Origin of the sequence: Burkholderia sp. 22PA0106 (assembly GCF_047497155.1) — a bacterium.
Taxonomy (GTDB): domain Bacteria; phylum Pseudomonadota; class Gammaproteobacteria; order Burkholderiales; family Burkholderiaceae; genus Burkholderia.
On sequence record NZ_CP163162.1, the window covers coordinates 972,225 to 989,546 of the forward strand.

The window sequence follows — 17,322 nt, forward strand, 5'->3', positions numbered from 1 at the left end:
CGCATCAGTCGGGCCGCAGCCAGATCGTCGCGAGCGGCGGCAGGCGCAACTGCGCGGACCATCGTTCGCCATGCGAGGGGATCTCCTCCGCCTGCACGGCGCCGCCGTTGCCGCGATTGGTGCCCCCGTACGCGGCGCTGTCGGTATTGAGGAGTTCGGACCATCGCCCGCCGGCCGGCAGCCCGATGCGATAGTCGTCGCGCGGCACCGGCGTGAAGTTGCACACGGCCACCAGCAGCCGCCCGCTGTCGTCGCGGCGCACGAACGCGTACACACTGTTGGCCGCGTCGTCGCCGATCAGCCAGCCGAAGCCCTCGGGCTGGCTGTCGAGCCGATACAGCGCGGGTTCGCCGGCGGCGAGCCGGTTCAGGTCGCGCACCAGGCGCTGCACGCCGCGGTGCGGGGGCGCGTCGAGCAGCTCCCAGGGCGGCTGGCCGTCGTGCGCGAACTCGCCGGGTTGCGCGAATTCGCCGCCCATGAACAGCAGCTTCTTGCCGGGATGCGCCCACATGAAGGCGTAATAGGCGCGCAGCGTCGCGAAGCGCTGCCACGCGTCGCCGGGAAGCTTCCCGACCAGCGAGCCCTTGCCGTGCACCACCTCGTCGTGCGAAAGCGGCAGCACGAAACGTTCGGAAAACGCATAAACCAGCCCGAACGTCATGCGCTCGTGATGATGGCGGCGGTGCAGCGGGTCCTCCTGCAGATAGGCCAGCGTGTCGTGCATCCAGCCCATGTTCCACTTGAAATCGAAGCCCAGGCCGCCGTTTGCGGTGGGGGCGCTGACGCCGGGCCAAGCGGTCGATTCCTCGGCGATGGTCAGCACGCCGGGCGGCGCGTCGGGGCCGTGCAGCGTGTCGTTGAGCAGGCGCAGGAAGGCGATCGATTCGAGGTTCTCGCGGCCGCCGTGCCGGTTCGGAATCCACTGGCCCGACGCGCGCGAATAGTCGCGATACAGCATCGAGGCCACCGCGTCCACGCGCAGGCCGTCCACGTGATGATCGCGCACGAAGGCCAGCGCCGCCGCGATCAGGAAGCCGCTCACCTCGCGGCGGCCGAGGTTGTACACCAGCGTGTTCCAGTCGGGATGAAAGCCCTCGCGCGGGTCGGCGTGCTCGTAGAGTGCGCTGCCGTCGAACTGGCCGAGGCCGTGCGGGTCGGTCGGGAAGTGCGCGGCCACCCAATCGACGATCACGCCGATGCCGGCCGCATGCGCGCGATCGACGAAGCGCGAGAGGCCCTCGGTCGGGCCGAAGCGCGCCGACGGCGCGAACGGCGAGAGCGCCTGATAGCCCCACGAGCCGCCGAACGGATATTCGGCCACCGGCATCAGTTCGACGTGCGTGAAGCCCATGCCGGCCACATAGGGGATCAGCCGGTCGGCGAGTTCGTCCCAGGTCGGGCAGCGCGGCGGATCGCCGATGCGCTGCCACGATTCGGGGTGCACCTCGTACACGGACATCGGCGCGCGCACCGCGTCGGTCTCGGCGCGGCGGCGCATCCAGTCGTCGTCGGTCCAGGCGAAGCGCGTGAGCGCGGCCGGATCGGCCACCACCGAGGCGGTCAGCGGCGGCGTCTCGGTGGCGCGCGCGCAGGGGTCGGCCTTGAGCGGCATCACGCGGCCGTCGTGCGAGCGCAGCTCGTACTTGTAGCGCACGCCCGCGCCGATGCGCGGCACGAACAGCTCCCAGATGCCCCACGGGCGGCGCAGCCGCATCGGATGGCGGCGGCCGTCCCAGGAATTGAACTGGCCCACCACCGACACGCGCGCGGCGCTCGGCGCCCACAGCGCGAATATCACGCCGGGCACGCCGTCCACGGTGGCGGGCCGTGCGCCGAGGCAGTCGAGCACGGCGAACGGATCGCCGTTGCCCAGGCGCGCGAGCGCCGACTCGTCGAGCAGCGGGCCGAATGCGTAGGCATCCTCGATATCCTGCGTGGCCGTCATCCAGTCGATCGACAGCCGGTAGGCGTCGTCGGAATCGAGCGTGCCGGCGAAGCAGCCGGCCGGCGCGACGCGTTCGAGTTCGCCGAGCACGCGCCCGCCGTCGCGCGCCACGGCATGCACGCGATGCGCGCCGGGCAGCAGCGCGCGCACCACCCGGCGGTCGCCGACGCGATGTGGGCCGAGGCAGGCGAACGGATCGGGGTGGCGTGCGTCGAGCAACGCATCGATATCGGCCGGGTCGAACAACGTCTCGCTCATGGGGCGTCCTTCGCGTGGGAGGGCGGGGTGGAAGTGGAAGAAGGGGGCGGCGTGCCGAGCAGTTGCGCGGCGAGCCCGGCCAGGCCGAGCACCGGCACGCGCAGCCAATCGGGCCGGTTGGCGGCTTCGTAGCCGATTTCGTAGGCGGCCTTCTCGATCAGGAACAGCATCAGCAGCCGGTCCGCGGCGTCGGGCGCGACGAACGGCTCGGCCGCCGCCTCGATCGCACGCCGGTACTGGGCGAGGAAGCGGTCGGCGGCGGCCTGCCCGAAGCGGTCGAACAGCGTGCGCTTCAGGTCGGCGGTGGGCAGCGGCGACTTCTCGATCGAGAACTGCGCGGCCGCGCTCGCATACGACAGCGAGCGCAGCAGCCCGGCCACGTCGCGCAGCGGATGCGACTTGGCGCGGCGTGCGTCCAGCGCGCGCGCCGGTTCGCCCTCGAAATCGATCAGCATCGCGTCGCCGTTCACGTTGAGCACCTGACCGAGATGGAAGTCGCCATGGATGCGCGTGCAGAGCGCGTCCAGGTCGCGCGGCACGCTCGCGGCCAGCGCCGCGAGCAGCGCGTCGCGCGAGGCCAGCAGCGTGTGCGCGGCGTCGCGCGCGGCCGGATCGAGTTCGTCGAGGCGCGGCGCGAGCAGGTCGAGCGCGCGCCGGACCATCGCCGAAGCGTCGCCGGCCCAGCGTTCGACGTGGGCCGGCGTGGCGCGCTCGGGCGCGATGTCCGGGTCGTCGCACGGCTCGGCCAGCGTCACGTGCAGTTCGCCGAGCCGGGTGCCGATCGCGCCGGCGAAATTGGCATAGGCATCGAATTCGTCGGAGTCGGTCAGCGCGTCGTCGGCGTTGTCGGAGGTGGCGGCCGCGGCCAGCGCGAGGTCGCCCACGGCGCGCTTGACGAAGTCGAGCGAGTAGGCCCACGCATCGCCCTGGTTCTCGACGAAGGCCTGCACGATCGCCACGGTATGCGGCGTGCCGTCCTCGCCCACCCGCTGCACCTCGCCGACCAGCGCCGGCGCGTTGCGGTAGCCGGCGCGCGTCAGGTGCCGGCTCATCTCGGCCTCGGGGTGGATGCCGCCCGCCACGCGCCGCACCAGCTTCAGCACCAGCGCCTCGCCGATCACGAGCGAGCTGTTGCTCTGCTCGGCCGCGAGCCAGCGAATCTCGGGGGCGTCGCCCAGCGTGGCCCGGTAGTCGTCGAGCGACGGCTCCGGCAGGAACCTCAGCGTGCCGCCGCCCGTGAGCGGCACGCTGGCCTGCTCGGCCAGCTTGCGCAGCAGGCCGTGCGCGAAGCCGGGCAGCGCGAACGCATCGGTCAGGTAGCCGACCGTCGGGCCGCGCCGCACGCGCGCCAGCGCGAGCCGCATGAACAGCGGATGCGGCGTCTCATCGCCCCAGGCGGCGGCGAGCGGCACCACGTAGCGTTCCTCGCGGCCGTCCGAGCGCGCCACCACTTCGGCGTACTGAAACGCCTCGCCGGGGATCGGCGTCACGCAATCGAAGCGCGCGCCGTCGAGCGTGCGATCCTTCGAGGCGAACCAGCGGCGCAGCGCCAGCCAGTGCGGCAGCACCTCGGTTTCGAGCGAGGCCAGCAGCGGCGCGGCCGGGTGCGCGTCGCCGCGCCGCATCACCAGCGTGGTGTATTCGGGCAGCGGCTCGGCGTGCGGGCGATGCCACGCCGGCTCGGCGCCGTGCGGCGTCAGCGCGAACCACAGGAAGCCGTAGGGCGGGAACGTCAGCAGGTAAGGCAGCTCGCCGATCGCCGGAAACGGCGAATCGGAGGTCATCTCCACCGGCACGCTGCCCGCGAACTCGGACAGGTCGATCTCGACCGCCTGCGACGTGCGCGACAGGTTCGCCACGCACAGCACCGGCGTGGCGTCGGGCAGTTCGCGCAGATAGGCGAGGATCTTGCGGTTCTCGGGGCGCAGGAAGCGCAGCGTGCCGCGCCCGAACACCTGGGTGGCGCGGCGCGTGGCGAGGATGCGGCGCATCCAGTTCAGCAGCGAATGCGGGTCGCGCGATTGCGCCTCGACGTTGATCGCGTCGAACCCGTACAGCGCGCCCATCACGGGCGGCAGCACCAGTTGCTCGGGGTCGGCGCGCGAGAAGCCGCCGTTGCGGTCGGCCGACCACTGCATCGGCGTGCGCACGCCGTCGCGGTCGCCCAGGTGGATGTTGTCGCCCATCCCCAGTTCGTCGCCGTAGTAGATCACCGGGGTGCCCGGCATCGACAGCAGCAGCGAATTGATCAGCTCGATGCGACGCCGGTCGCGCTCCATCAGCGGTGCGAGACGGCGGCGGATGCCGAGGTTCAGGCGCGCGCGGCGCTCGCTCGCGTAGGTGTTCCAGAGCATGTCGCGCTCGTCCTCGGTCACCATCTCCAGCGTCAGTTCGTCGTGATTGCGCAGGAAGATCGCCCATTGGCTGCTCGGCGCGAGCTCGGGTGTCTGCCGCATGATGTCGATGATCGGGAAGCGATCCTCGCTCGCGATCGACATGTAGATGCGCGGCATCAGCGGGAAGTGGAACGCCATGTGGCATTCGTCTTCGTGGCCGAAGTACTCCTGAACGTCCTCGGGCCATTGGTTGGCCTCCGCCAGCAGCATCCGGTTCGGATACTCGGCGTCGATCGCGGCGCGGATCTTCTTCAGGACTGCGTGCGTTTCGGGCAGGTTCTCGTTGCTGGTGCCTTCGCGCGCGACCAGGTACGGCACCGCGTCGAGCCGCAGCCCGTCGATGCCGAGGTCGAGCCAGAAGCGCATCACCTGCAGCACCTCGCGCACCACCGCCGGGTTGTCGAAGTTCAGGTCGGGCTGGTGCGAATAGAAGCGGTGCCAGTAGTACTGGCCCGCCACCGGGTCGTGCGTCCAGTTCGACGGTTCGGTGTCCACGAAGATGATGCGCGTGCCGGCGAATTTCGTATCCGTGTCCGACCACATGTAGTAATCGCGATGCACCGAGCCGGGCTTGGCCTGGCGCGCACGCTGGAACCACGGGTGCTGATCCGAGGTGTGGTTGATCACCAGTTCGGTGATGACGCGGATGCCGCGCGCATGCGCCTCGCGGATGAAGCGGCGCACGTCGGCCAGCGTGCCGTAGTCGGGGTGGACGTTGCGGTAATCGGCGATGTCGTAGCCGTCGTCGCGGCGCGGCGACGGGTAGAACGGCAGCAGCCACAGCGCGTCCACGCCGAGCGCGGCGATGTAGTCGAGCTTCGAGATCAGGCCCGGGAAATCGCCGATGCCGTCGTCGTTCGAATCGAAGAACGACTTCACGTGCACCTGGTAGATGATCGCGTCCTTGTACCAGAGCGGATCGCCGGTCAGCGCGCCGCGATCGGAAAAGCGCGCGGCGCTGCGGCGCGGGGTGCGACGCGGCGCGCCGGCCGTGGTCTGGAACGGGGCGCGTTGCAGCGGGTCGAGCTTGTCTTCGCGGATCATCGGCGGTCTCCCTCGCCGGCATGACCCGGCGTTGCGCCGCGCGTGCGCGGGGCGTCCGGCGCGATGCGCCAGATCGCGAACGGCAGCGCGTGCGGATCGAGGTTCACGTACTGGCGGGTGCCGTGCCAGTGGCCGGTGTGGCCGCTGGCCAGATCGACGCTGCGCAGCGCCGCACCTTCGGCCACGCCCCACGTTTCGTAGAGCGAACGGTCGAGCATGAAATCGGTGGCCTGCGGTGCCCACGGGTCGAGGCTGACGGCGGCCACGATCACGTTGTCACCGGTTGGCGTGGCCTTGCGGAACACCAGCACCGAATCGTTGGGCGACTCGAGGAAGCGGATTCCGAGGTGGGTCTGCAGCGCCGGGTTGCTGCGCCGCACGCGGTTCAGCAGCGCGATTTCCGCGCTCAGGTGGCCCGGCTGCTTCCAGTCGCGCGCGCGCAGTTCGTACTTTTCGGAGTCGCGGTATTCCTCGCCGCCGTCGGCCAGCGGCGCCGATTCGCCGATCTCGAAGCCGCTGTACATGCCCCACACGCCCGACAGCAGCGCGGCCAGCGCCGCGCGGATCACGAATTGCGCGCGCGGCGCGTGGTGCAGATAGTGCGGGTTGATGTCGGGCGTATTGACGAAGAAGTTCGGGCGGAAGAAGTCGCGCGCGGGGCCGTCGGCCAGTTCGGTCAGGTATTCGCGCAACTCGTGCTTGGTCTCGCGCCACGTGAAATACGTGTAGGACTGCGAGAAACCGAGCTTGGCGAGCCGGTACATCATCGCCGGGCGCGTGAACGCCTCGGACAGGAACACCACGTCGGGATGGCGCGTGCGCACTTCCTCGATCATCCAGGCCCAGAACGGCAGCGGCTTGGTGTGCGGGTTGTCGACGCGGAACAGCTTCACGCCCGCGTCCACCCAGTGCAGGATCACGTCGCGCAGCGCCGTCCACAGCTCGGGGATCGCGTCCGGCGCGTAGAAATCGGGGTTGACGATGTCCTGATAGCGCTTCGGCGGGTTCTCCGCGAAACGCAGCGAGCCGTCGGGCCGCCAGGCGAACCAGCCCGGATGGCGCGCGAGCCACGGGTGGTCGGGGGAGCACTGCACCGCGAAATCGAGCGCGATCTCGATGCCGTGCTCATGCGCGGCCGCCACCAGCGTGCGGAATGCGCCGAGCGTGCCGAGGCTCGGATGCAGCTCGTCGTGGCCGCCGATCGGCGAGCCGATCGCGTAGGGGCTGCCCACATCCTCGGGGCCGGCGCGCAGGCTGTTGTTGCGGCCCTTGCGCGCGGTCAGGCCGATCGGATGGATCGGCGGGAAATACAGCACGTCGAAGCCCATCTCGCGGATGCGCGGCAGATGGCGCGCGACGTCCTCGAACGTGCCGTGACGGTTCACGTCGTCCGAGGCCGAGCGCGGGAACATCTCGTACCAGCTGCCGAAGCGCGCCGCGCGCCGTTCGGCCTCGATCGGATAGACGGTCGGGTCCTGCGTCAGCGCGGTGCGGCGGCCGAGCGCCGCGTAGATCGCCGCCGACGGCTCGGCCAGCACCAGCGCGAGCTGGCCGGCCGCGTCGGCCGCGTCGAATTCCTTGGCGAGACGGCGGGCGTCGGCCAGGGCCGCGTCGCTGGCGCTGGCGGGGGCCTCGCCGTCGCGCTTGGCGTTCTTGCCGCGCTTGCGGCCCGTATCGACTCCATCGAGCCCATCGAGCGCACCGGCCAGCAGCGCGCGCACTTCCTGCAATTCGAGCGTGATGTCCTGCCCGGCCGCGTGCTTCTTGCCGATGTCCACCACCAGCGAGCCCCAGTCGTCGCGCCAGGCGAGAACCCGGAACAGATGGCGACCGAGCCGGTCGAGCGGAATCCAGGCGCGCCAGCGGTCGTTGCCGAGCGGGGCGAGCGGGGCCTCGCGCCAGGCGGCTTCGTCGGCCGCGCGCCAGGCCACGGCCGCGCCGAGCTTCGCGTGGCCGTCCGCGATCAGCGTCGCGCGCACTTCCACCTGTTCGCCCACCACGCGCTTGGCCGCGAAGCGGCCGCCATCGACGCTCGGTTCGACGCGCTCGATCGCGATGCGGTCGGCGGCGAGCGCGGCGGACAGGGCGGCGTTGGCGGACGAGCGGGCGCGGCGGCGGTTGGCTTCGCCGGCGGTGCTTGTGTTGGCGGTGGTGTCGGCTTCTTCCCCGGCGTCGCTTGCTGCGTTCGCCGTCTTGCCGTCCGCCTTGGCGTCCTTGCCCGGCTTGACCGGTTTCGCGCGCGCCGCGCGCAGCAGCGTGACGTCGCCCGGCATCAGCGCGAGCGCGCCGAGCGGCGCGGTCTTGGCGCGGCGGCCCGCCGACAGCGGCGCGAAGCGCGTGAACGCGCCCGGCACGCCGGCCAGACAGGCCGGATCGACCGAGGCGGTGACGTCGAGTTCGGGGTTCAGCGCGATCAGCAGCGCGTCGTCGGCGCGCTCCAGCGACGGCGCGTCGCCGCGCAGCAGCACCGTGGCCGACGCGTCCGCGCCGCTCAGTGCCGCCAGCTCGCCGCGCGACGCGAACACCGGCGAGGCGCTGCGGCGGCGGTTCGCTTCGGCGAGCGCCTCCGACAAATCGAACGGCGCGTGCTCGAACGCCTCGCGAAACGCCGCCGGCTGGGGGTGGGCCGTCATCAACGGCGTGGCGACGCCACGCTCGAAGCCCATCGGCACCAGCCAGCCCGTGCCCAGCGCGGCGGCTGTTTCCAGCGCGCGCCGGTAGCCGCGCTCGACGGCGTCGGGCGGCAGGCCGCGCAGGTCATGCGCGAGGCGCGGGCCGTCGAACGCGTCGGGAAATGCGATCGGCGAGCCGACCCGGCGCAGCAGCGCGTGTTCGTCCACCAGCCAGGGCGCGCGCAGGTCCCACCAGCGCAGCGACGAGAACACGCCGTCGAAGCCCGCGCCCTCGAAGGCGCCGAGCGCCTCGCGCGCATGGCCGGGGATGCCGGCCAGCCAGCGCACGTCGTGCAGTTCGCCGTGGCGCGAGCCGAGCCAGGTGCGCCACCAGGCGGCCGGCAGGCGTTGCGGCGCGTCGATCAGGAAGCCGGCCACGCCGGCCGCCGACAGCGTCGCGAAGCGGCCGTGCCACCAGCCGGCCAGCGCGTCGGCCACGTCCGGCTGCGCCACGTCGGCGTAGGCGACCGTCTGCTCGAAGGCGGCAGTGCGCGGATCGATGCGGGCGTCGTCGTGGTGCCGCTCGACGTACCAGGTTGGTGCGGTCTTGCGCAGCGGATGTTCCACCGCGACGCGGTCCACCGTCACGTCGAGCATCAGTTTCAGATCGAATTCGCGGGCCTGTTCGGCCAGACGGGCCAGCGCGCCGGCCGTGTCGAGGTCCGTGGCGAGCGAGTCGGCGGGGCGGTCGTGATCGGCCACCACGCGCGGGTGGCCGGCGCTGCCTGCCGCGCTGAAGGCGCCGATCAGCACGTGATCGAAACCGAGCGAGGCGATGCGCTCGAACCAGGCGGGCCAAGCGTCGAGCGGGCCGACCAGCCGCGCGTCGAGGAAGTACAGATGCGGGGAAAACGGGGATGCGGGAACAGAAGCCATTGGACCGTCCGGTGCGCGTGGACAGCGGCGGTTGCCGCTTGCGCGTTGGAGAGCGCAACGGGCGTGCCCGCTGCCGGAGGCCCGTGGGCCGGGGCTGTGGCTGGCCGGGATCGCTCGCACCGTGCAGGAAATGCCAGATATGGGGCGCGTTCGGGCGATGTCTGTAGTTTTTACAGAGGTGCGAGCGGGGAGTGGAATTGAGCGCCGGGCGTGCGCCGAATTGCTTGGTTACAGGTCTTACGGACAACCAATCGACTGGTTACATAAACCTTTCGATGTTTTGGCTAGACTTCGTGCCATTCCCTGTTCACGCAACACTTCAACTGACAAAAGGTGTCCATGATGGCGAACACACTGATCAAACTCGTCGCGGTTGCGGCCCTCGGCGTTGCCGCTTCGATGCCGGCCTTTGCGCGCGGCGACCTGAACAATGCGCTCGGCGGCGCGCTGGGCGGCGTGGCCGGCGCGGCGTTGGGCGGGGCGGTGGGCGGCAGCACCGGCTCCGTGATCGGTGGCGCGGTGGGCGGCGGCGCGGGCGGGGCGATCACGTCGAGCCGCCGCGAGCGTACCGGCGCGATCCTGGGCGGCGCGTTGGGCGGTGGGGCGGGCACGGCGGCGGGCAATGCGATGGGCGGCCGGTCGGGGGGCTTGGTGGGGGCAGCGTTGGGCGGCGGTGCGGGGGCCGCGCTGGGCGGGAACGTGTCGCGGTCGAATTCGTATGAGGACGATTACCGGCGCGGCGGGCGCGGGCACCACGGGCGGCATCGCGGGCATCGGCATTGGGATTGAGATCGAGCGCGGATTCGCGCTCTCGTGATGGGTGAGGCCCGGGGTTGACGCGATGCGTTGACCCCGGGATTTTTTCAAGACGTCTCCCTCGCCACCAGAAACCGCGCCTTGTTCCCACTCCACCTGGATGCATTTGCCCGATAAACGGCCAGCAGCTTCGTGCGCAGGTTGTCGGGCTGGCTGAACGACGCGAGATTCAGCTTGCCGATATCGCCTTCGGACGCCACGTCGATGCCGCATTCCAGGTGAAACGGCACCTCGTACGGAAACAGCACCTCGTCCTCCGACTTATAGGCGCCGCCGATCCGCCCCTGGGTTCGCGCGGGATCGATCCGCACGATCCACACGAGCGAGATACCGGCAACCGACGCGAGCCCATCGCCGCTGCTCGTCGAGAAGAATTGATTGGTTCGCCAGTCCTTGTCGAATCGATAGCATTGACCGGCCGGCGTCGGGACATCCGGAAACGCGATGCCCTGCGTTTTCAGGTAGTCGAGCATGCCCACCGAGTCGCCGCGGATCACCCATGAACCGGTCGGCCGCGGCCTCGCCTGGAGCGCGCCTTTGGTGTCTTCCAGCAAATCGACCAGATCGGACAAGCGGGTCGCCGCTTGCTGCCGGTAGTCCTGCATGATTTGACGTTCGCTGGGAACGTTCGGACCCGGCCCGAGTGCCGATATCAACTCGCGGTGATCGGCGGAGGCGTCATCCTGCATGATGGCGGTCATCATCTGTTCGTCGATTTTCATCAACTCCCAGCCTTTGGGATCTTTTTTCAGATCCATCAGCACTTTCGTGATGACGCTGTTGAACGCAACGTTATTCCCGTTGGTGAGCGCCTGATCGACCATGTATTTGTACTGAGGCTGCGCGGCCATGATCCGATAGAACTGGTTCATGATCTTGTAGCCGTGCAAGTAGTAGTAATCGAGCGGCGGCGTGGCAACGAATGGCATTGTCTGGATGCTCCTCGAAATCGCGAACGCCGTGCGGTATCGGCTCGATACCGGAAGCCGGTCAGCGCTCGACAAGGGTGGTCGATGCATCCAGAACAGCGCAGCGGCGGGTTTTATTCCGCGATTGTCGGCGGGGCGCACGCCGCCCTGGCCAGACGGCGCGAGCGTTACTCCGGTTCGCGCGGCGCCTTGTCGACGCGGGCGGTGTCGGCGTCGATGTCGGCTTGCCGCTCGGGCTTGACTTCGAATTGTTCGAGGTGCTTCGCATGCAGGGACATCACGGTGGCCATGCACCATACGGCGTGCGGCACGGAACGCAGCGTCAGCAGCCAGTTTTCCGCTTCGCAGCGATAGAACCAGTGCCCGGCCTCGCCGTCCCAGAGCGACGGGTCGGTGCGCGTCAGCAACGCGGCCTTGCAATCCTTGGCCTTGCCGGGCACGTCGAAGACGACGCCGTAGTGGGCGTAGTCGGTGAAGACGATGGTCGGGTCGTTGAAGAGCGCGTGAAGGTGGGCTTTCAGGGCGGGGAGGTCGGGGATGGGGCGGGGCATGCGGATGGGCGGTGTGGGTTTGGCGGAAGCGACTCGATCCATTTGTCGAGCGCACACGGTCATTTTGCTTGTGTCGTCCGCGGCCGTGGGGCGGCTCGATCCACTTTGTTTGTGCTGCTTCAGTCCAATGCAGATTCTCCGCCGCAATTTTAAGGGGTCCGCAGCAATTCCCTTCCGTCAGGGGCAGCGAAGGCGACGAACCACCTCGGCGCGCGTCGACTGGCCGCCGAAGCCGCTTCGAATAACGGCCGTTTCGATCGAAACGACGCAGCGCCCCTATCTACTCCGTCGCCCATTTCCCGTGCTACCATCACTCATGGATACCGATAACCAAGCCCCGGCAACCCACCGCCTTTCGGCTTGGTAACCGCCCCCCAGAAGAGACACTAGCGGCCCCAGCCGCCCGCCGGGATTCAACACAGGCAAGCCGCAAGCCCAGCCCCCAGCGAGCCGCCCACCCCGCGAGGTCACAACGATCGAGACAGGAGAACGCGATGCCCCACAATCCCCCCCGCCGCCTGCGCAGCCAGGAGTGGTTCGACGATCCCTCGCATGCCGACATGACCGCGCTCTACGTCGAGCGCTTCATGAACTACGGCCTCACGCGCGAGGAAATCCAGTCGGGCCGCCCGATCATCGGCATCGCGCAGACGGGCAGCGATCTCGCGCCCTGCAACCGCCATCACATCGCGCTGGCGGAGCGCACCAAGGCCGGCATCCGCGACGCGGGAGGCATCCCGATGGAATTCCCGGTGCATCCGCTGGCCGAGCAGAGCCGCCGGCCCACGGCCGCGCTCGACCGCAATCTGGCCTATCTCGGCCTGGTCGAAGTGCTGCACGGCTTCCCGCTCGACGGCGTGGTGCTGACCACCGGCTGCGACAAGACCACGCCGGCCTGCCTGATGGCCGCCGCCACGGTCGACATGCCGGCCATCGTGCTGTCGGGCGGCCCGATGCTGGACGGCTGGCACCAGGGCAAGCGGGTCGGCTCGGGCACGGTGATCTGGCACGCGCGCAACCTGCTGGCGACGGGCGAGATCGATTACGAAGGCTTCATGGAACTGACCACGGCCTCGTCGCCGTCGATCGGCCACTGCAACACGATGGGCACGGCGCTGTCGATGAACAGCCTGGCCGAAGCGCTCGGCATGTCGCTGCCGGGCTGCGCGAGCATTCCGGCGGCCTATCGCGAGCGCGGTCAGATGGCCTATGCGACGGGCAAGCGGATCGTCGATCTGGTGCGCGAGGACGTGCGCCCGTCGCAGATCATGACCAAGGCGGCGTTCGAGAACGCGATCGTGATCGCGTCGGCGCTCGGCGCATCGAGCAACTGCCCGCCGCATCTGATCGCGATCGCGCGCCATATCGGCGTCGAACTGTCGCTCGACGACTGGCAGCGCCTGGGCGAAGCGGTGCCGCTGATCGTCAACTGCATGCCGGCCGGCGACTATCTTGGCGAGAGCTTCCACCGCGCGGGCGGCGTGCCGGCGGTGTTCCACGAACTGTCGAAGGCGGGCCTCGTGCATCGCGATTGCCTGACGGTGTCGGGCGGCACGATCGGCGAGATCGCGGATCGCTCGGCCACCTCCGATCGCGACGTGATTCGCAGTACGGAAGAACCGCTCAAGCACGGCGCGGGCTTCATCGTGCTGTCGGGCAACTTCTTCGACAGCGCGATCATGAAGATGTCGGTGGTGGGCGAGGCGTTCCGCCAGACCTACCTGAGCGAACCCGGCTCGGAGAACGCGTTCGAGGCGCGCGCGATCGTGTTCGACGGCCCCGAGGATTACCACGCGCGCATCAACGATCCGGCGCTTGAAATCGATCAGCACTGCATCCTGGTGATTCGCGGCGCGGGCACGGTCGGTTATCCGGGCAGCGCGGAAGTGGTCAACATGGCGCCGCCGGTGTCGCTGGTGCGCGAGGGCATCACGTCGCTGCCGACGATGGGCGACGGGCGTCAGAGCGGCACGTCGGCGAGCCCGTCGATCCTCAACATGTCGCCGGAAGCGGCGGTGGGCGGCGGGCTGTCGCTGCTGCGCACGGGCGACCGGATTCGCGTCGATCTGAATTCGCGCAAGGTCGATGTGCTGGTGGACGACGCCGAACTGGCACGCCGCCGCGAAACAGCGGAGTTCAAGATCCCGCCCGCGCAAACGCCGTGGCAGGAGCTGTATCGCCAGACGGTCGGCCAGTTGTCGACGGGCGGCTGCCTGGAGCCGGCGACGCTGTACCTGAAGGTGATCGAGACGCGCGGCAACCCGCGCCACTCGCACTGAACTTGCCCTGACCCCGCCACGGGCGCCACGCCCGTGGTGGCGGCCGGCCTACTTGAACTGGCCGGCCAGCCGCTGCTCCGCATGCTGCATGTGCAGCCCCATCGCGAGGCTGATGCGGCGCACGTCGCGCTCGTTGAGCGCGGCGTAGATTTCCTCGTGCTCTTCCATCGATTCCGCCCACCACTGCGCGCTGAAGAAGTGCTGTTCGAGCGTCATGTAGAGCGGGGTGGTGCGGTGAATCCACAACTGGTCGAGCAGCACCACATAGGCGCTGTTGCCGGATGCCTCGGCCAAACTCAGATGGAACTGCCGGTCGTATTCGTTCAGTTGCGGATCGCCGACCTTGCTGCCGCGCAGCTTGCCGAGCCAGCCGAGCACGGTTTCGATCTGCGCATCGGACGCATGACGCACCGCCTGCACGGCGATTTCCGGCTCCAGATAGGCGCGCGCGCGAATCACGTCGAACGGCGACACCGCGTGCATGCGCGGCGCGGGCGCGGTTGATCCGGCATGGGCGGCCGCTGCCGCATTCGCCACCGCATTCGCCGAAGCCGAAGCCTGCGCCGCGATCGCCGCGGCTCCGCCGCGCTGCTTGACGAAGATCCCCGAGCCGCTGCGCACTTCCACCGTGCCCTCGATCTCCAGCGCGATCAGCGCCTCGCGCAGCGACGAGCGGCTCACGCCGAGCCGCGCGCTCAGATCGCGTTCGGCCGGCAGCCGTTCGCCGACGATGAATTCGCCGGCGTCGATCAGCTCGGTGATCTGCGCGGCGATCTGGCTGTAGAGCCGTTTCGTTTCGATCGGTTGGAAGGGCATGGGCGGAGTGGGCGGTGTGAGCGGCCCGCGAGCGGACCGGCGCGCGGGGCGCACAGTATAGGACAACGCCCGGCGGCGGCCGCGTGCTTGCGAGGCCGCCGCCGGGCGCGGGCGGAAGGTGCGGCTGAACGCTTACAGCTTGAACGGCACGACCGTCTGCTGCTGTTCTCCGAGGCCTTCGATACCGAGCTTCATGACGTCGCCGGCGGCCAGGAAGCGCGGCGGCTTCATGCCCAGGCCGACGCCGGGCGGCGTGCCGGTGGTGATCACGTCGCCGGGCAGCAGCGTCATGAACTGGCTCAGGTGGCTGACCAGTTCGGCCGCGTCGAAGATCATCGTGCTGGTATTGCCGTTCTGCACGCGCTCGCCGTTCACTTCGAGCCACATCGCCAGGTTCTGCACGTTCGGCACTTCGTCGCGCGTCACGAGCCACGGGCCGATCGGGCCGAACGTGTCGCAACCCTTGCCCTTGTCCCACTGCGAGCCGCGTTCGAGCTGGAATTCGCGCTCGCTGACGTCGTTGATCGTGACGTAGCCGGCCACGTAGTCGAGCGCCTGATCGCGCTCGACATAACGCGCCGTGCGGCCGATCACGATGCCGAGTTCGACTTCCCAGTCGGTCTTTTCCGAGCCGCGCGGCAGCATGACCGGATCGTTCGGCCCCTGGATGCACGAGGTGGCCTTGGTGAACACGATCGGCTCCTTCGGCACCGGCATGTTCGATTCGGCGGCGTGATCCGAGTAGTTCAGGCCGATCGCCAGGAATTTGCCGATGTTGGCGACCGGGCAGCCGTAGCGCGGCGTGCCGTCGACGACGGGCAGCGAGGCGATGTCGAGCGCGCGCAGCTTGGCGAGCGTCGCCTCGTCGAGCGTGGCGGGCGTGATGTCGTCGATCACGCCGCTCAGGTCGCGCAGCTTGCCGTCCTGATCGACGAGGGCCGGCTTTTCGCTGCCGGGCTGGCCATAACGGGCGAGTTTCATGGGTGAGGGCTCCTGATGAATCGGGTCGAGGGTTGAGCGTTGAAACGGAGACGGCGGATCAGATGGTCATGCCGCCGTCGACCGAATAGGTCTGGCCGGTGACGAACGCGGCGTCGTCGCTGGCGAGGAACGTGACGATCGGCGCGATTTCCTCGGCGCGCGCGATGCGGCCCATCGGCTGGCGCGCGACGAACGCGGCGCGCGCGGCTACCGGGTCGTCGTAGGCGTTGATGCGCTGTGCGAGCGACGGCGTGTCGACGGTGCCGGGCGAGATCGCGTTGCAGCGCACGCCCTGCAGCACGTAATCGGCGGCGACGGCCTTGGTCAGGCCGATCACGGCCGCCTTCGACGCGCCGTAGACGAAGCGGTTCGGCAGCCCGCGGATGCTGCTCGCGACGCTGGCCATGTTGACGATGCTGCCGCCGCCGTTCTCGAGCATCGACGGCAGCGCGGCGCGGATCGTCCAGAACATCGAGCGCACGTTCAGATCGAAGGCGAACGCCCAGTCGTCATCGCTGGCTTCGAGGATGGTGCCGTTGTGGACGAAGCCGGCGCAGTTGAACAGCACGTCGGTGCGCGGCAGGCCGCCGAAGAACGCGTCGATCGCGGCGCGGTTCATCACGTCGAGCGGCGCGGTGTGCACGTTGGCGACGCCTTCGAACGCGCGCAGCAGTTCCGGCTTCACGTCGGTCGCCCAGACCTGCGCACCTTCGCGGGCCAGCGCGAGCACCGCCGCCTGCCCGATGCCTGCGCCCGCCGCCGTGACGACGGCTACCTTGCCTTCGAGTCTCATCGTGTCTCCTGTTCGTGTCCGGTTGCGGCCCGGCGAAAAATTGGCCGGACCAGTGGGCCAGACGCCATCCTAATGGCGAATGGCTGAGGAGGCGAGGGGCGGGAGGGGCGGGTTTTCCCTTTGATGCGCGTTAAATAACGACAAGCTAATTGATTTTATTGATTTTTATTTTTCTCGAAAACGCACGGCGAAGACCGGAGCAGCGGCGTGATTCGGTCAGGAGGGGGAAGGAAGCGATGGATGAAACCCGTGGATGGATCGTAAAGATATATTTTTATGGTCCGTCCAAATACGAGAGGCCGCCGCAACGACAAACGGCCGGGAACCCCGAGCCGAAGCCCGCCGTTCCCGGCCGTTTCAACGCGCCGCGGCGCTCGAATTCAGATATGCAGAAACGCCGTGATCGACACGCCCACCCCGGCCAGCCCCGCCAGCGCGACCACCACGAACAGCCGGCGGCTGCCCGTCAGCGAGGTGATGGCCGCCAGCGAGATCGCCGCGCTGATCAGCGCCAGCGCCTGCCCGAACAGGTGCTGCGGATGCTCCTTCGATTCCGACTGGCGGTTCGCTTCCTCGACCTGTTGCTCGAGCGCCTTGGCCTTCTCGGCGATGTCCTTCTTGCGCGCGTTGTACTTGTCGATCTGCTCTTTGAAGCGCGCCTGCTTCTCGGGGCCGGCCAGCTCGGCGGCCAGTTCCATCAGGTGGCCCTTGTTCGATTGAGCCTGATAGAGATTCCATTGATCGCTGGCCTTGCTTTGCAGCAGCACGGCATTGTTCTTGTACATCAGCGCCTGGGTCTGCAGGACGCCTTCCTCGTAGTGGAGCAGGCTGGCCAGCGCGGCGAGGATCGCCGTGAAGACCGCCACCCAGCGCGAGAGCGGATCGCCCGCATGGGCGGCGTGTTCGACGGCGTGATCGTGGGGAGCGTGTTCGTGCGACATGGTGAGTCCGGTGCTTCGTGTAAGC

At 68.9% G+C, this 17,322-nt stretch carries 11 protein-coding genes; 2 read left to right on the forward strand and 9 right to left on the reverse strand.

Annotated elements, in window-relative coordinates:
* Positions 1-4: 4 nt before the first annotated feature.
* From glgB to AB4850_RS04225, 3 genes are read right to left on the reverse strand one after another with little or no spacing between them, the layout of a single operon-like run.
* Positions 5-2,203 (reverse strand): 1,4-alpha-glucan branching protein GlgB, encoded by a 2,199-nt coding sequence (gene glgB, locus AB4850_RS04215; RefSeq protein WP_414441351.1) that lies wholly within the window; start codon positions 2,201-2,203, stop codon positions 5-7.
* Positions 2,200-5,643, reverse strand: coding sequence for a maltose alpha-D-glucosyltransferase (treS, locus tag AB4850_RS04220; RefSeq protein WP_414441352.1), 3,444 nt, complete (start codon positions 5,641-5,643; stop codon positions 2,200-2,202). The genes glgB and treS overlap by 4 nt, the downstream gene beginning before the upstream one ends.
* Positions 5,640-9,191: a maltotransferase domain-containing protein gene (locus AB4850_RS04225; protein ID WP_414441353.1), complete on the reverse strand. Its 3,552-nt coding sequence runs from the start codon at positions 9,189-9,191 to the stop codon at positions 5,640-5,642. The genes treS and AB4850_RS04225 overlap by 4 nt, the downstream gene beginning before the upstream one ends.
* A gap of 342 nt (positions 9,192-9,533) precedes the next feature.
* Between AB4850_RS04225 and AB4850_RS04230 the strand changes: the two genes are divergently transcribed.
* Positions 9,534-9,980, forward strand: coding sequence for a hypothetical protein (locus tag AB4850_RS04230; protein ID WP_414441956.1), 447 nt, complete (start codon positions 9,534-9,536; stop codon positions 9,978-9,980).
* Between the two features lie 74 nt (positions 9,981-10,054).
* Here the strand turns inward: AB4850_RS04230 and AB4850_RS04235 are convergent, their stop codons facing one another.
* Together AB4850_RS04235 and AB4850_RS04240 are read right to left on the reverse strand one after the other, a co-directional pair.
* The gene (locus AB4850_RS04235) at positions 10,055-10,936 is read right to left on the reverse strand and encodes a hypothetical protein (protein ID WP_414441354.1); all 882 of its coding nucleotides are present in this window, start codon (positions 10,934-10,936) and stop codon (positions 10,055-10,057) included.
* 167 nt (positions 10,937-11,103) lie between these two features.
* The gene (locus tag AB4850_RS04240) at positions 11,104-11,487 is read right to left on the reverse strand and encodes a hypothetical protein (RefSeq protein WP_414441355.1); all 384 of its coding nucleotides are present in this window, start codon (positions 11,485-11,487) and stop codon (positions 11,104-11,106) included.
* A gap of 494 nt (positions 11,488-11,981) precedes the next feature.
* Here AB4850_RS04240 and AB4850_RS04245 point away from each other — a divergent pair, with 494 nt between their 5' ends.
* Positions 11,982-13,766: an IlvD/Edd family dehydratase gene (locus AB4850_RS04245; RefSeq protein ID WP_414441356.1), complete on the forward strand. Its 1,785-nt coding sequence runs from the start codon at positions 11,982-11,984 to the stop codon at positions 13,764-13,766.
* 48 nt (positions 13,767-13,814) lie between these two features.
* On the opposite strand, the gene AB4850_RS04250 is transcribed toward AB4850_RS04245, so the two are convergent.
* The 4 genes from AB4850_RS04250 to AB4850_RS04265 all read right to left on the reverse strand — a co-directional run bounded on the left by AB4850_RS04250 (position 13,815) and on the right by AB4850_RS04265 (position 17,297).
* Entirely contained in the window at positions 13,815-14,582 is a 768-nt protein-coding gene (locus AB4850_RS04250; RefSeq protein ID WP_414441357.1) for a FadR/GntR family transcriptional regulator, read from the reverse strand.
* 132 nt (positions 14,583-14,714) lie between these two features.
* Entirely contained in the window at positions 14,715-15,563 is an 849-nt protein-coding gene (locus tag AB4850_RS04255) for a fumarylacetoacetate hydrolase family protein (protein WP_414441358.1), read from the reverse strand.
* Positions 15,564-15,621: 58 nt separating this feature from the next.
* Entirely contained in the window at positions 15,622-16,356 is a 735-nt protein-coding gene (locus tag AB4850_RS04260; RefSeq protein ID WP_414441359.1) for an SDR family oxidoreductase, read from the reverse strand.
* Between the two features lie 380 nt (positions 16,357-16,736).
* On the reverse strand, positions 16,737-17,297 hold the full coding sequence (locus AB4850_RS04265; protein ID WP_414441360.1) for a DUF4337 domain-containing protein: 561 nt from the start codon (positions 17,295-17,297) through the stop codon (positions 16,737-16,739).
* Positions 17,298-17,322: the final 25 nt, after the last annotated feature.